Origin of the sequence: Mesorhizobium sp. M2A.F.Ca.ET.046.03.2.1, assembly GCF_003952425.1 — a bacterium.
Lineage (GTDB): Bacteria > Pseudomonadota > Alphaproteobacteria > Rhizobiales > Rhizobiaceae > Mesorhizobium.
Map to the genome: position 1 here is coordinate 1126441 of NZ_CP034449.1, position 14559 is coordinate 1140999.

Genomic DNA, 14559 nt, shown 5'->3' on the forward strand with positions numbered 1-14559 from the left:
GGACCGCATGAGCAGTCACGACCCGCATCTTCGCACGCCTTCCGGCAAGCCGCGCCTGCGCTCCTTCGGCATCGCGCTCGACGGCACGCCAGGCCGTTTCAACGCCATCACCGACGTTCCAGGCGTGTCGGTGGGCTACACGACGCTGATTTCCGGCGATGGTCCGCTGCGTGTCGGCAACGGACCGGTGCGCACCGGCGTCACCGCGATCCTGCCAAGGCCGGTTCAGGAACTCGCGACGCCGGTTTTCGCCGGCGTGTTCAGCCAGAACGGCAATGGCGAGCTGACAGGAACGCATATCATCGAGGAGACCGGCGCCTTCAACTTCCCGGTCACCATCACCAACACGCATTCCTGCGGCGTCACCCGCGACGCCACGCTGCGCTGGATGCACAAGGTGCTGCCAGCCGCGCTCGACACAGGCTGGGGCCTGCCGGTGGCGGCCGAGACCTATGACGGCTTCCTCAACGACATCAATGGCCATCATGTGAGCGTGGAGCATGTCGTCGCCGCGCTCGACAGGGCCGGCGGCGGCGCCATCGAGGAAGGCAGCGTCGGCGGCGGCACCGGGATGATCACCTTCGGCTTCAAGGCCGGATCAGGCACCGCCTCGCGCATCGTCGAATGGCAAGACAAGCGCTACACGCTGGGTGTCTTCGTGCAGTCGAATTTCGGCAAGAGGCACAATTTCACCATTCGCGGCCGGCGCATCGGGCAGGAGCTTGTCGACCCGGCGATCCGCGAGGCGACGGCGCGCGCCGAAAAGGGTTCGATCATCGCCGTGGTCGCCACCGACGCCCCGTTCCTACCGCATCAGATGAAGCGGCTCGCCCGGCGCGTGCCGCTCGGCATCGCCATGACCGGCGGCTATGGCTACCACAGTTCGGGCGATATCTTTCTGGCGTTCTCGACCGCCAATCCGGAGGCGGCGCTTGGCGCTTCCGGGCGCATCGGACGCGCGGAGTTCATCCCCGATGTCGACATCGATCCGTTCTTCGACGCGGTCGTGCAAGGCGTCGAGGAGGCGATCCTCAACGCGCTCACCGCCAATGAGGACATGACGGGACGCGACGGCAATTTCGTGCCGGCGCTGCCGAAGGACTGGCTAAAGGAGAAATTCGGCTAAGAAATACCGTCTGCCCGCGCCGGCACGTTTTCACTCCGCCGGCTTGTCGGGCCTTGCTTCGCTGTTGCCCTCTTCGGCGGCCTCCTCGAGGCGCGACGCGATCAGTTCCTGGATGTCGCCGACCTCTTCCTGGATGTCCTCGAGCAGAATGCCTGCCTCGGCGGCTTTGGCGCAGCACTCCTTGGCGAGAGTCTCGGCCTGCTCGATCTGGATCGGCGAATGCTGGCATTGGACTTTCTCGCCAATCCATCCGCGCAAGAACTCGATCGCATGTTCACTCATACTGCTTCTTCCCTGGCGGCAAAGCCGGTTGGTAGCCATGAACGTCCGCACCCTGCAAAGGATGCATGCGCTATTCGAACCGAGTCGCCCCCGACCGGCAAGACATCTTGGCCATGAGACAAGACATCTTGGCCATGAGACGCAGAGCCGCAGGAATGGAAGGGTTCGAGGTGCACGTTCAGATCATTGAGAATGATGGAATGATGGGCCGGGATCGACAGAAGGCCGTCGTCGTTGTTTTTACTTGCCTTTTTCTAATTTCGACAGCGCATTTGCATCACAAACCGTATCGCGGCTTCCCGGTCAACGCTGCCCCGGCCCGAGCCGGAGCAGGCGCTATATAGTGACATCCTCTTGCAATGTCGACTCGGGGCTCCGCCGTCCGGGCGGCTACCTCCCCAAAAGGTTGGTTCGACGGTCCTCAGATGCGTCAGCATGCCAGCGCTGGCGTGTTCGGAGTCGCGCGCCAGCAACACATCCAGGACGAGTTGGTGCTCGCTGGAGACTGAGAGCGAAACCTAAGGATTATTTTGACGTGAACGGCCCGGAAAGATGATGGTTACGCAGCAAGGTAGAGAGCCGGTTCGCGGCTTCGGCGAAAACCTCGCCCTCCGAAGAGAGCAACGCCTCCCGCTCTTGCACGGATGCAGCCAGGAGACGCTCCCAGAATCCGGCCACCACAGCGCCCGCACCGGCCAAGTCGGCGGCAACCGCCTGGTCCGCGGCGAGTGCCGCGAGGTGCCGGGGCGTAATGCCGCCGATACCGGGAGGGACTTTCGCACCCATATCGACGAAACCCGGAGGCAACGAGCCTTTCAGATTGGTGACGTGACGCTCGGTGATGACCGCGTGGATCTGGTCGACCGCCTGCTTGGCGCCGGCGACGCGAGAGGGATGATCGGTGTCGGCCGCGGCATGCGGGAGGAGCTCCAGACGCGGGCCATAGGCTTCGACCAGTTTGAGATAGGGCAGCATTGGTCCTGAAAGCTTGCCGCCGTTCTTGAACAGGTCCGCATCGATCGCCGCATGGGAAACGCGCCCTGACGCCAGCGCGCGCTCCAGCGCTGCAACATCGACCAGCTCGCCGCGATCATAGTTGATAAGCACGGCGCCGTGATTGAGGAGGGAGAGGACTTCATCTCCGATCAGTCCGGCATTGGCGTATCGTTGCGCGCCGGGATCGAAAGCACCGAGGCCAAGGTGGACTGAAAGAGCGTCGGCGCCGCGCGCCGCGTCTTCCATGGTCGCGGCGTAGTCGAAGCCTTCCAGCTCGATCCATTTTTGGTGACGGGGCCGCGCATGAATGGCGACCCGCATGCCGAAGGCCTGGCCGAGCCTGGCGAATTCCCGGCCGATATTGCCATAGCCGATCACCGCCAGTCTTTTGCCTTCGAGCTTCTCGGTCGGGTAATGGCGCAGGTCCTTTCCCGTATCGAACTGCCCGCCGGCAACGAGGGCGTTGAGCTTGTCAACTGGAAGGTCAGGCCTGACTTTCAGCAGCGCCTTCATGGCCATCTGCGCGGTGGCGCGGCTGTTGATGCCGGGCGTGTTCATCAGCGGCGCTTCGCCGCCTTCGCCGCTGCCGCCGCCCCAGGATGCCGAGCCCATATTGCCGGTGCCGGCGCCGATGCGCACCCCGCCGAGCCGGAATCTGGTCTCGGCCGGAATGAACGTCGCGGCGGCGATGACGGCGTCGTAGCGGCCGTCGCCGGCCTCGGCCAGCAATTCGTCGCGCGTGCTCAATTGCGGCTGGTAGAAGAAATGCAGCTTGCCGGGGTCAAGCGCGCCGGCCTTGGCGATGCCTGTCTGGTGGAACACGCCCCCCTTGGCCTCGATGTAGGCCTTGACCTCGCTATGGTCGGGATTGCCATCGGCCCCAAACCGGAGGCCGACAAAATCGCAGATCAGAATATTGGCCGATGTCATGAGGCGTCGTTTCCCTGCAACTGTCTCCAGCTACTCCAATCCGGAGTTCGATGGACCGCGCGAAGCGGCATATCCGGGTCGCAAGCGAGAGATTTGCTGCAGGTGTCTAGAATCTGTCGGCTCTGAACGACGACGGGTCAAGCATCGATTTGGTTGGCCGGAAGGCTGGCCAGATTCCAGGGTTCGATATTCCCGGTTCCGCTGCTGTCGAAGAATGGTCATTCTTCGACAGATGAAGGATTGCAATCGTTGGGCACTTGGAGCGGCGAACCTTCCATCCAGAACCGGCCACCCGCTCCAAGTCTTTCTGCATCCCGCCGGATCCTAAAGCGCGTCGCGATCTTTCAGATTCGCTCCGTGCGCTTTAGGTTTTTGATTTGCGCATGTCTATATCCCGAAACCGGTTCCCACTTTCGGGAGACATGCTTTACCCGTGCCGGATTTCCGTGCCGAGCACTTTCAGGCATTCCCGGATGAAGGCGGCGAGAGCCGTCCAGCCCTTGGCCGAAACCATCGTGCCGTCGACATAAGCCTCCGTCGGAGACAGGTCGATATAGGTGCCGCCGGCGAGCGTCACTTCCGGCTCGCAGGCCGCCAGCGCACCGACCTTCTTGCCGCGTACGACGCCATCGACCGCGATCAGGATCTGCACGCCGTGGCAGATGGTGAAGATCGGTTCTTCGTTTCGTGGAAATGACGCACCATCGCCTGAATGCGCTTGTCGGTGCGGATGTATTCCGGTCCGCGGCCGCCGGCGCAATAGACGGCGTCGTACTGATCGAGCTGCTTCTCCGCGTCGGCGAACGTCTTGTTGATCAGCGCATAGTGGCCGAGCTTCTCGGTATAGGTCTGGTCGCCCTCGAAATCGTGCAGCGAGGTCTTGATTACGTCGCCGGCATTCTTGTCGGGGCAAACGACGTGCACGGTGTGACCGACGGCTTCCATAGCCTGCTGATAGACAAAGATTTCGTATTCCTCGGTGAACTCACCGGTCAGCATCAGTATTTTCTTGGCTGGCATGACTTGTCCTTTCGATTTTGGGAATGCCAAGGCGCTGCCGCGCCCTGGCTGTCGCAAAGTTCGGTTTGCCGATTGTCAGAAGGGAGAATCCGGGAAGTAGTATTCCTTGGCATTGGCCTGGGTGATCAGCGGCGCATCGAGCTTGACGTGGCCGCGAACGGGGGCCTGGCCGATCAGATTGGCCACAGTCATGTAGACGGCCGTCTTGATCATCGAAGGCGGATAAGGCGTCTCGACGGGCGTCACGGCGTCACCGTCGATCACCTTCTTGACGATGTCCTTCATGCCGTTGCCGCCAAGCGCCAGCTTGATGTCGGTGCGGCCCGACTGCTTGACCGCCTCGAGCACGCCGAGAAGCATGTCGTCGTCATTGGCCCAGACGGCATCGATATGCGGATATTTGGCGAGGTAGTCCTGCATCAGCTTGAACGCCTCGTCGCTGTTCCAATGGGCGTATTGGATGTCGAGCACCTTGATGCCGGTGCCCTTGATCGTGTCCTGGAAACCTTTGATGCGCTCGTCGTCGATCACGGTCGGGATGCCGCGCAGCACGACCACGTCGCCCTTGCCGCCGAGCTTGTCGATCATGAACTTCGCGGTGTTGGCGCCGACCGCGATGTTGTCGCCGGCCAGGTACAGGTCCTGGATCGAGGCATCGGTCAGGCCGCGGTCGACGACGGTGATGAAGGTGCCCATGTCCTTGATCGCCTTGACCGGCTGGGTCAGCTCCTCCGAGGTGTAGGGCAGGATGACCAGCGCATCGAGCTTGCGGCTGGCTGAAAGGTCCTCCAGCGCGCTGACCTGATCGGCCGCGGACGGCGAGGTCTTCACCACCACCTCGACATCGGGAAAGGCCGCGTTGATTTCCTTGGCGGCGGCCTGGGCGTGATAGACCACGCCAGCCGTCCAGCCATGGTCCGCCGCCGGGATTGACACGGCGACCACCTTCTTGTCGGCCGCCAGCGCCTGGCCGGCGACCACCAACGCGCCGACGGCCACGGCCGCAAACCATTTTCTACTGAACATTACAAACCTCCCAGAGATGAGGACCAATCAAACACAGGCATCCGCCCGGTCCCGAGACGGATTATTTGGAGAAGCGCTGCACGAGCATGGCGATGATGATGATGACGCCCTGAACCGCGGCGACGAGGTATTCGGAAACGAAGTCGGAGAGCACCATCAGGTTGGCGATCAGTTCCAGGATCACCGCGCCGGCGATCGTGCCCCAGATGCGCCCCTTGCCGCCGCGAAGCGCGGTTCCGCCGATGACGACGGCGGTGAGGACCTGCAGCTCCCAGAGCTGTCCTGTGGTGGGTGTGGCGGCGCCGAGCCGGGGCACATAGCAGATGGCCGCGATGGCGACGCAGGCTCCCTGGATGACATAGGCAATGGTGCGCGTCTTGATGACCGAGATGCCGGAGTAGCGCGCCACGTCCTCGTTGGCGCCAACGGCGGCGCATCTGCGGCCATATTTGGTCTTGTAGGGACAAAGGCGCCAAGCACCGCGACGATCGCGGAGATCAGGATAGGAATTGGGATCCCGCCCAGGGTTCCGAAATAGACCGGCCGGTATGCCTCGCGCAGCGACTTGTCGATCGGGATCGTGCCGCCGTTGGTCATGTAGGTGATAAGCGCCCGGAAGATGCCCATGGTGCCGAGCGTGGCGATGAACGGCTCGATCTTGCCCACGGTGACGATGACGCCATTCGCCAGGCCGCACAGCAGCCCCGTCACGACCGCGATCGCCATTCCAGCCGGAATGGCCCAGAGGCCGAGGCTCGGCGCCATCATGTTCATGAACATGATGGTGATGCCGGCAATGAAAGCCACCATCGAGCCCACGGACAGGTCCAGGCCGCCCGACGAGATGACGAATGTCGCGCCAACGGCGATGATGGCGACATAGGCGCTGCGCGTGATCACGTTGCTGAGGTTCGTTGCGGACAGGAAGTCGGGATTGACCAGGAATCCCAGCGCAAGCAGCGCCGCAAGCGCAAGGAACGGGCCGGCGTCGGCCCATGAGAATTGGTATTGCCGCTCGCTTCGCGCCGGCGCGGACTGGGTAAGCGCTGTCACTTTGTTCCTCCCTGGGCGACGTGCGCACGCGAGCTGGTTGCCAGCAGCGCGATGTTGCTCTCGGTCATCGTTTCGCCCGAGACTTCGCCGCTGATCCTGCCCTCGCGCATGACGATGACGCGGTCACAGATGCCCACCAGTTCCTGCATCTCCGAGGAAATGACGATGCAGGCTTTGCCCTGCCTCACGAGATCCTGGATGAAGCCGTAGATCTGCGCCTTGTTGGCGATGTCGATGCCGCGGGTCGGCTCGTCGATGATGACGACGGACGGATCGCTCAGGAGCACCTTGGCGAGCAGAAGCTTCTGCTGATTGCCGCCGGAGAGCTGCCCGGCCCGCGCGCCAAGGCTCTTCAGGCGAATGTCGTAGCTGGAGATTGCCTGCGCCAAGGCCCGCGCTTCGCGATCGCGTCTTACGATGAGACCGGGATGGAAGCTGGCGAGGGCGGACAGAGTGAGGTTCGGCCCGAGACGCTCCTGCAGGAGCAGGCCCTTGCCCTTGCGGTCCTCGGTCAGATAACCGATGCCGGCTTCTATGGCTTCGCGCTGGGAGCGTATCCGAACCGGAGCGCCGTTGAGTTCGACCGTAGCGATTCCCGGCCGGAGTCCGAGCATTCCTTCGAACAGCTCCGTTCGCCCGGCGCCGATCATTCCGGCGAAGCCCAGAATCTCGCCTTTGTGCACGGTGAACGACACGTCCTCGACGAAGCCTGGAACCACGGCGTTGCGGACGCTCAGCATCGGCTCGTTTGTCCGCGTCACCTGCTTTTGGGGATAAAGCGCGTTGAGCTCGCGGCCCACCATCAGCCGCGCCATGTCGATCTGCGTCAGTGTATGGCCCGGATAGGTGCCAACCAATTTGCCGTCGCGCAGGACGCTGACCTTGTCGGCCAGCCGCTGCACCTCGTCGAGCCGGTGGCTGATATAGAGGACCGCGATGCCGCGTGCCTTGAGTTCGAAGATGATGGTGAGGAGACGCTCGACTTCTCCCCCCGTCAGCACGGCTGTCGGCTCATCGAAGATGACCACCCGATGCTCGTCGAGCAAGGCACGGGCTATCTGCACCAGTTGGCGATCCGCCAACGAGATGTCGCGCACGAGAGACGTGGCCGAGACCTCGCAGCCCAGCTCCGCGAGCTTTGCCGCAGCGAGGCGGCGCATGCGCGCATCATCGACAAGGCCACCCTTGGTGAGCTCGCGGCCGAGGAAAAGATTGTCGGTGACGCTCAGCGCATCGGCGAGCAGGATCTCCTGATGCACCAGGGCGATGCCGGCGGCCTGAGCCTGGTCCGGCCTGCTGAAGCGCACCCGGTGCCCCGCCATGGACAACGTGCCTTCGGTCGGCTCGATGTAACCGGACAGCAGCCGCATGAATGTCGACTTACCGGCGCCGTTCTCGCCGATGATCGCATGGATCTCGCCGGGCTGGATGTCGAGCGTGACATCCGACAGCACGGTGACGGCGCCGTACTGCTTGGACAGCCCCTCGGCGCACAGCACCGCGGGGCCAACCGGAAGGCCGGCTGCGGGCGCAACAGCGCTATCTCCGTCGATGCGGGCGGCAATGGACATGGGAGCGGTTACTCGAAGGCGGGCAGGAGGCGGTCCCGCGAATTCTCAATGTGCACGTGCATCGCCTTCTCGGCGGCATGCGCGTCGCCGGCCGCGAAAGCAGCGAGAATCGCCTCGTGCTCATCCAGCGCTTCTTCGGTGACGCGCGAGTGGTACATCAGGCGGAAAATGTGGAAATGCGTATGCTGGTGGTTCAGCGTCTCGCGGATGAGCTCGTTCTGCGCGAACTCCATGATCTTGTCGTGGAAGATCGCGTCCTGCCGCGCGAAATTGGAATAGCGCAGGCGCTCGTCCTTCCCCACCCGCCGCGCCATCACGCCCGCCGCTTCCTGCAACACCGCGAGGCGCTCTTCGTCCAGCGCTGCCGTAGCCTTGGCGGCGGCAGCGGGCTCCAACAGAAGGCGCAGCTCGTAAAGCTCGTCAAACCGGCGCCGGGTGATTTGCGGGGCGGCGCGATAGCCGATCAGGTGGGTTTTGACCACCAGGCCCTCCCCCTCCAACCGCCCGAGCGCTTCGCGGATGGGCGTGTGTGAAACGTCGAATTCCCTGACGAGGTTGTCGACGGTGATGCGCGATCCCGGCGGAATCTTCAGCGACATCAATTGCGCGAAGATTGCTTCGTAAACATCGCCCGCCAAGCTGTTGGCGCGCTGGATGCGGCCGCTTGAGCGAGCTTCGGTTTCAACCGTCAGGTCGGGATTTTCCATCGGTTACCTCTTGACAGGAGCAAGGCCTAACATGATGCTCCGGCCAATTCAATAGGATATCCTATACGATTTTATAGAGGATACGAACGGATGGGCTATGAACCGCACTCCGCACTCAATGACGCGGGCAAGAAGCCGACAAATCACCGGCCTGCGAACTGAAGGCGGCCCCTACCGATGATCACGACGTTTTTTCATCAGTCTCTTTCGAAAGATCTCGATCCATGACCCTCTTTGCAGCCGCGCGCCTCCCGCGCGAAATCCTCTTCGGCAAAGGCCAGCGCCATGCGCTGCCTGCCATTGCCGGCCGGCATGGCCAGCGCGCATTCATCTGCACCGACGAAAGGCTCGCCGGCACGCCTGAGTTCATCGAGATGCTCGATGGGTTGAAGGCTGCCGGGATCGACACGCTCGTCCACGACCGCACCTTGCCGGATGTGCCGCGCGACAGCGTCGGCGCCTGTATCGCGGAGGCGAAGGATTTCAGGCCGGACATGGTGATCGGCGTCGGGGGCGGCAGTTGCCTCGACATGGCCAAATGCGCCGGGCTGCTCATCAGCCATGGCGGCAAGCTCCAGGACTATTATGGTGAGTTCAAGGTGCCGGGCCCTACCCTTCCTCTTATCGCTGTGCCGACCACGGCCGGCACGGGTTCCGAAGTTACTCCCGTCGCGGTGATCTCCGACCCGGAGCGGACGCTGAAGGTCGGTATCTCCAGCCCACATCTCATCGCCGCGGTTGCGCTGTGCGACCCGGACCTGACAGCGACCTGCCCGCCATCACTGACCGCCATCGCCGGTGCCGACGCGCTGACGCATGCGATCGAGGCCTTCACCGCGGCAAGGCGCGGCGCCGATGCCGATCTGGCGCAACACCATGTCTTCGTCGGCAAGAGCGCGCTGACCGATCATTTCGCCCTTCTGGCGATCAGGCTCCTCGGCCGCAGCCTCGAAGCAGCCTATCGCGATGGGTCGAACGAAAATGCACGGGCCGATGTCATGATGGGAGCGCTGGCCGCCGGCTGCGCCTTCGGCACGGCGGGAACCGCCGCCGCCCATGCGGTGCAGTATCCGGTCGGCGCGCTCACCCACACGCCGCATGGCCTGGGCGTCGCCACGATGCTCCCCTATGTGATGCGCTACAACCTGTCGGCGGCAACCTCGGAGATCGCAGAAATCGGCATTGCGCTTGGCCTGCCGCGCCAGGACCGCGATGCCGGTCAGCTGGCCGATGCCGCAATCACGGAAGTCGCGCGACTGTTCAACGCCATCGGTATCACCCGGACGCTGGCTGACCTCGGTCTTGCCGAGGACAAGATCGACTGGACGGCGGAACAGGCGCTTGGCATCGACCGGCTGATCAAGAACAATCCCCGCCCCTTCGACCTGCCCGCGATGCAGCGCCTGGTCAGGGCTGCTTACAGCGGCGACATGTCGGCCGCGGCAATGTGAGGGAAGGAGCCCGATTGCAATGAACATTTCCCACCTAACAGTTGATCAGGATTCCGACATGTCCGAATACATCCCGTTCTCGCAAGGCCTTTACATCGGCGGGAAATGGCGACCCTCCTCCGACGGCCGCGTCATCGAAGTGGTTGACCCATCGACCGAGGCTGTGATCGCCGCGATTCCGGACGCGACGCTCGCCGACGCCGCGGCAGCGGTCGAGGCGGCGGCACAGGCGGCGGCGGGCTGGCGCGAGACCCCGCCGCGCAAGCGGTCGGAGATCCTGAGGCGCTGCTTCGAGCTGATGACCGAACGTGCCGAGACTTTGGCCGCATTGATTTCGCTGGAGAACGGCAAGGCCCTGCGTGACGCGCGCGGCGAAGTCGCCTATGCGGCCGAGTTCTTCCGCTGGAACGCGGAGGAAGCGGTTCGCATCAGCGGCGAGTTCGGCCTTGCGCCGTCCGGCGCGAACCGGATCGTGGTCGACTTCCAGCCCATCGGCATTTGCGTTCTGATAACACCGTGGAACTTCCCGGCGATGGCCACGCGCAAGATCGCGCCGGCGCTTGCCGCCGGCTGCACCGTCATCCTGAAGCCGGCCAGCGAGACGCCGCTGACGGCCTACGCGCTTGCCGCCCTCTACGAGGAAGCCGGCGTGCCGCCGGGCGTCGTCAACGTCATCACCACTTCGAATCCAGGGCCGGTGACTGCGGCCATGCTGGCCGACGCGCGGGTGCGCAAGCTCTCCTTCACCGGCTCGACCGGCATCGGCCGCTTGCTCCTTGCCGAGGCGGCGAAGCACGTCATTTCCTGCTCGATGGAGCTTGGCGGCAATGCGCCGTTCATCGTGCTCGACGACGCCGATCTCGAGGCGGCGCTCGACGGCGCGATGATCGCCAAGATGCGCAACGCCGGAGAGGCCTGCACGGCGGCCAACAGGCTCTACGTCCAGGCGGGCATCCATGACGCATTCGCCGAAGGCCTGCGCAAACGCATGGCGGCGCTCGCCATCGGCCCGGGCACGGATTCGGAAACCGAATGCGGACCGATGATCACCAGGAAAGCCGTGGACAAGATCGATCGGCTCGTCCAGGACGCGGTCGCGCGTGGCGCCAAGGTTCTGTGCGGCGGCGCGGTCGCCGAGGGCCGAGGATTTTTCTATCCGCCCACGGTGCTGAGCGACGTGCCGGCCGACGCCGCCATGGCTCATGAGGAGATATTCGGTCCCGTGGCGCCAATCAGCCGCTTCGAGGACGAGGCGGAGGTCATCGCAAGGGCGAACGATACCGAATACGGCCTTGCCGCCTATATCTACACGCGCGATCTTGCGAAAGGCATGCGCATGGCGTCGAAGATCGAGTCCGGCATGATCGCGCTCAATCGTGGCCTGATGTCGGACCCTGCCGCGCCCTTCGGCGGCGTCAAGCAGAGCGGGCTTGGGCGCGAGGGCGGCCAGAAGCACGGCATTGCCGAGTTCATGGAGGCGAAATACATCGCCGTGACGATCTGATGAGACAGATGGCGAAAGATCCATTCCGTATTCGCGACCATGTCCCCGAGTTCGACGACATCGTCGCCGAGATCGTCCGGCGCAGCGCCGAGACCAGGGCCAAGGTACCGATGGCCGCCGACGTGCCTTACGGACCGGACGGCACGGAGACCGTCGACCTGTTCTTCCCGCAGGGCAAACGCGATCACCTGCCGGTGCACATGTTCATTCACGGCGGCTACTGGCGCATGTTCTCCAAGCGCGACTATTCCTACGTAGCGGACACCGTCGCCAACGCCGGAGCGATTGCCGTCGTCGTGGATTACGCACTGATGCCGAGCGTGAGAATGGCGACGATCGTCGATCAAATACGCCGCGCGAGGCAATGGATAGACGACCATATCGCGAGCTATGGCGGCGATCCCGACCACCTGACGGTAAGCGGCCATTCCGCGGGGGCGCATCTCGCGACAATGCTCTTTGACGACAACACCCGGCCTTCAGGCATCAAAGGCGCGCTCCTGCTCGGCGGTGTCTACGATCTAAGACCGTTGCAGGAGTCGTTTCTCGCGGCCGAAATCGCGATCACCGACGACGAGGTTGAGCGGTTCTCGCCGATAAATCATCGCTTCGATCCGGACGTGGCGGTTGAGATATCCGTCGGCGCCGAGGAAACGCCGCCCTTCCACAGCCAGGCCGCCACGCTTGCGGAGCGTTTCGAAGGGCAAGGGCTTGCCGTCTCGCGCACAAGCCTTGCAGGGGCCAACCACATGAGCAGCGTCCGCGACCTTGGCTTGGCCGGAACCGGGGCCGCATCATCCCTGGCTCGCCTGCTGGGCGCATGAAGGCCATATCGCCGCCAGCGGTAAGAGAGCTTCACGAACGTGATCCGTCCACGTTATGACGCGTCCTGTTCGAGAACTTCCATGGGCGGCGACGTGTAAATCCGGATCGAAAGGTGCGCGATCGCAGTAGACCACTATGATGGAGGAGGATGCAGCGACCAAAGCGCGCTCTTCGCGCGTTCGTCCCTACCATCCGTTTGCACCAAAATGGGGAGCACAATTTGTGGGGAAAATCGCAAGCAGATGCGAGCTTACGATCGAACTTTCCAATTTAAATCGAAAAATCAGTTACTTACGCTAGAAGGCGATGGTACCGTTGGCTGGGATCGGGTAGTTGCCTATACCATTGTTTTTGCTTCAGTTTTTCCTTTTCGGCGTCCTATTTGTATCACAATAGGCGTCACAGATTGTAGCACCCTCGCAGTTGGCGATTGCCGCTGCTTAGGCCTAAGGCATCGACAATCCACCGCGCAACGTCGAGGCGGCTCCGTGCTTCTTGGTTGATTCAGGCTTTCCCACCCTGCGTATGGCTATTTTGCAACGTCCCGACGATCGATAGGCCGGGTCGTTGCGATGGATTTGGTGGGCCCGGAGGATGTACTCAAGCCGCTGATTTTATTGTCTTTTTCGCGGGCATAAATCGAGAGCTTCCCGTATCGTTCCAAATGGTTCCGCGGCTCATTCAGCCTGAAGCCCCCGACGTGCCAGGGATTTCCACAACGTCTGTCCCAATGTTGGCTGCGCCAACTACCCTGGCTCTCGCTTGTGCCAACGGCAATGTTGGGCCGGTAGCGGATAGCCCGCTGTTGGAGTGTTCAACGAGAAGCGGACACACCGCCGGTGGAAGCCTAGGGTGGAAGTGGCCTTAGCGCCCGTATGGAACGTCCGATGTTGGGATATCCGGTTCGACAACTGGCTGCGAGTTCGGAGTTTGGTCGACTGCTGAGGCTTGCTCTCTTCTAAGGAAGTGGTTTTCTATGTTTGTAAAAGGTCGGTCTGATCGGTTGGTGGTCCAACATCGCGAGGATCTCGGCGCTACCCCCAAACTGCTGGTGAACGCCATCTGCCATCCCAAGTAGTGTCTCCCGTCGTTTCTTTGAGGCTATGTCAAGCCCGAGATCAGAACTCTGTTCCAGGCCCGGCTTGTCATCCATCCTCAGATGGCGGCCACCGAGCCGGTGCCGAGCCATGACATCGACGAGTTGCTGCTGGGACGAAAAAATCATCGAGATCAATCGCTGGTTCTTCATCCATGAACTCGCGCCGAAATTGCCTCCAAGCGAAGTTGGCAAAGAGAACCCGGTCGTGATGGTGCCGATGCTTAACACCCGAATGTCGTCGATTTCTATCCCAAGGAAATGAGTGGCTTCATGGATCGCACAAAGGTCCGGTGTATTCGCCACTACGCCGCCGTCGACGAAGTAACTCGCACCGATTTTGGCCATCGGAAAGAAGGTCGGCGCCGCCGAGGTCGCCATGGCCACGTCGATCGCCTTGACCTTGTAGTCGTTGATAAAGTTGGGGTGGTGCGCGGTTTTGAATAACTGCACACTGCCTTTTGTCATGTTGACCGTGGGGACCAGAAGACGCGTCTTGGCGTCGCCTATCAATGTGTCCGCACCTACTACGGCCTCGATAGCCTTACGAAGTTCGGTCCCATCGTACCTGGGCTTTACGATCCCCCGAAGGAACCGCCAGGAGTTCCTGATTGGTTCCGAGTTGGTTCGCCTCTAGTGAAAATGTCCTCGCCTTTTTCCTCGAAGACGTCCCGAATTTCCTTAGCCGGTTTTCCGAGCGCCAAGCCGATTGCGATAATGCCACCGATGGACGTTCCAGCGATCAAGTCGAAGCACTCGCCAATTGGCCTCCCGGCTTGCTCCTCGAGCTTGGAGAAAATGTGCGTCGAGAACAGCCCGCGATAGCCTCCGCCGCTCAGGGCAAGAATCTGAAATGGCATCTCTTTCCCTGCACTCGGCTTCTCGTTTATCCGTGGAGAAGAAGCCTATGTTCGTAATATGTTCTTCATAGATGCCGCGGATCCGAGTAAGATTAACCAACGATTCGGGTTC

General features: G+C 62.3%; 11 protein-coding genes and 2 pseudogenes. 4 read left to right on the plus strand and 9 right to left on the minus strand.

All coding sequences use genetic code 11. The features are described from left to right. Positions 1 to 7 precede the first annotated feature (7 nt). The gene (locus EJ072_RS05465) at positions 8 to 1126 is read left to right on the plus strand and encodes a P1 family peptidase (RefSeq protein ID WP_126078892.1); all 1119 of its coding nucleotides are present in this window, start codon (positions 8 to 10) and stop codon (positions 1124 to 1126) included. 30 nt (positions 1127 to 1156) lie between these two features. On the opposite strand, the gene EJ072_RS05470 is transcribed toward EJ072_RS05465, so the two are convergent. From EJ072_RS05470 to EJ072_RS05505, 7 genes and pseudogenes are all read right to left on the minus strand, one after another. Beyond that, positions 1157 to 1408 (minus strand): DUF768 domain-containing protein, encoded by a 252-nt coding sequence (locus tag EJ072_RS05470; RefSeq protein ID WP_042640970.1) that lies wholly within the window; start codon positions 1406 to 1408, stop codon positions 1157 to 1159. A gap of 525 nt (positions 1409 to 1933) precedes the next feature. Further along, complete coding sequence (locus EJ072_RS05480) at positions 1934 to 3334, minus strand: NAD(P)-dependent oxidoreductase (RefSeq protein WP_126078893.1); 1401 nt, start codon at positions 3332 to 3334, stop codon at positions 1934 to 1936. 427 nt (positions 3335 to 3761) lie between these two features. Next, positions 3762 to 4354, minus strand: a pseudogene (locus EJ072_RS05485) (DJ-1/PfpI family protein). Positions 4355 to 4429: 75 nt separating this feature from the next. Beyond that, positions 4430 to 5380 (minus strand): substrate-binding domain-containing protein, encoded by a 951-nt coding sequence (locus EJ072_RS05490; protein ID WP_126078894.1) that lies wholly within the window; start codon positions 5378 to 5380, stop codon positions 4430 to 4432. 61 nt (positions 5381 to 5441) lie between these two features. Then, positions 5442 to 6433 (minus strand): annotated as a pseudogene (locus tag EJ072_RS05495) (ABC transporter permease). Further along, positions 6430 to 8004 carry a sugar ABC transporter ATP-binding protein gene (locus EJ072_RS05500; RefSeq protein WP_126078895.1) on the minus strand — a complete coding sequence of 525 codons (1575 nt, stop codon included), beginning with the start codon at positions 8002 to 8004 and terminating at the stop codon, positions 6430 to 6432. Before EJ072_RS05500 ends, EJ072_RS05495 begins: the two are co-directional and overlap by 4 nt. 8 nt (positions 8005 to 8012) lie before the next feature. Then, on the minus strand, positions 8013 to 8711 hold the full coding sequence (locus EJ072_RS05505) for a GntR family transcriptional regulator (RefSeq protein WP_126078896.1): 699 nt from the start codon (positions 8709 to 8711) through the stop codon (positions 8013 to 8015). 224 nt (positions 8712 to 8935) lie between these two features. Here EJ072_RS05505 and EJ072_RS05510 point away from each other — a divergent pair, with 224 nt between their 5' ends. The 3 genes from EJ072_RS05510 to EJ072_RS05520 are packed head-to-tail and all read left to right on the plus strand — an operon-like array spanning position 8936 to position 12490. Continuing rightward, positions 8936 to 10162, plus strand: a complete 1227-nt coding sequence (locus EJ072_RS05510) for an iron-containing alcohol dehydrogenase (protein ID WP_126078897.1) — start codon at positions 8936 to 8938, stop codon at positions 10160 to 10162. A gap of 19 nt (positions 10163 to 10181) precedes the next feature. Continuing rightward, entirely contained in the window at positions 10182 to 11666 is a 1485-nt protein-coding gene (locus tag EJ072_RS05515; protein ID WP_126078898.1) for an NAD-dependent succinate-semialdehyde dehydrogenase, read from the plus strand. Between the two features lie 8 nt (positions 11667 to 11674). Next, positions 11675 to 12490: an alpha/beta hydrolase gene (locus EJ072_RS05520; RefSeq protein WP_126078899.1), complete on the plus strand. Its 816-nt coding sequence runs from the start codon at positions 11675 to 11677 to the stop codon at positions 12488 to 12490. Between the two features lie 959 nt (positions 12491 to 13449). Here the strand turns inward: EJ072_RS05520 and EJ072_RS05525 are convergent. Beyond that, positions 13450 to 14199 (minus strand): CBASS cGAMP-activated phospholipase, encoded by a 750-nt coding sequence (locus EJ072_RS05525; protein WP_348639284.1) that lies wholly within the window; start codon positions 14197 to 14199, stop codon positions 13450 to 13452. Then, positions 14163 to 14447: a patatin-like phospholipase family protein gene (locus tag EJ072_RS05530; protein ID WP_126078901.1), complete on the minus strand. Its 285-nt coding sequence runs from the start codon at positions 14445 to 14447 to the stop codon at positions 14163 to 14165. The genes EJ072_RS05525 and EJ072_RS05530 overlap by 37 nt, the downstream gene beginning before the upstream one ends. Between the last annotated feature and the right edge of the window lie 112 nt (positions 14448 to 14559).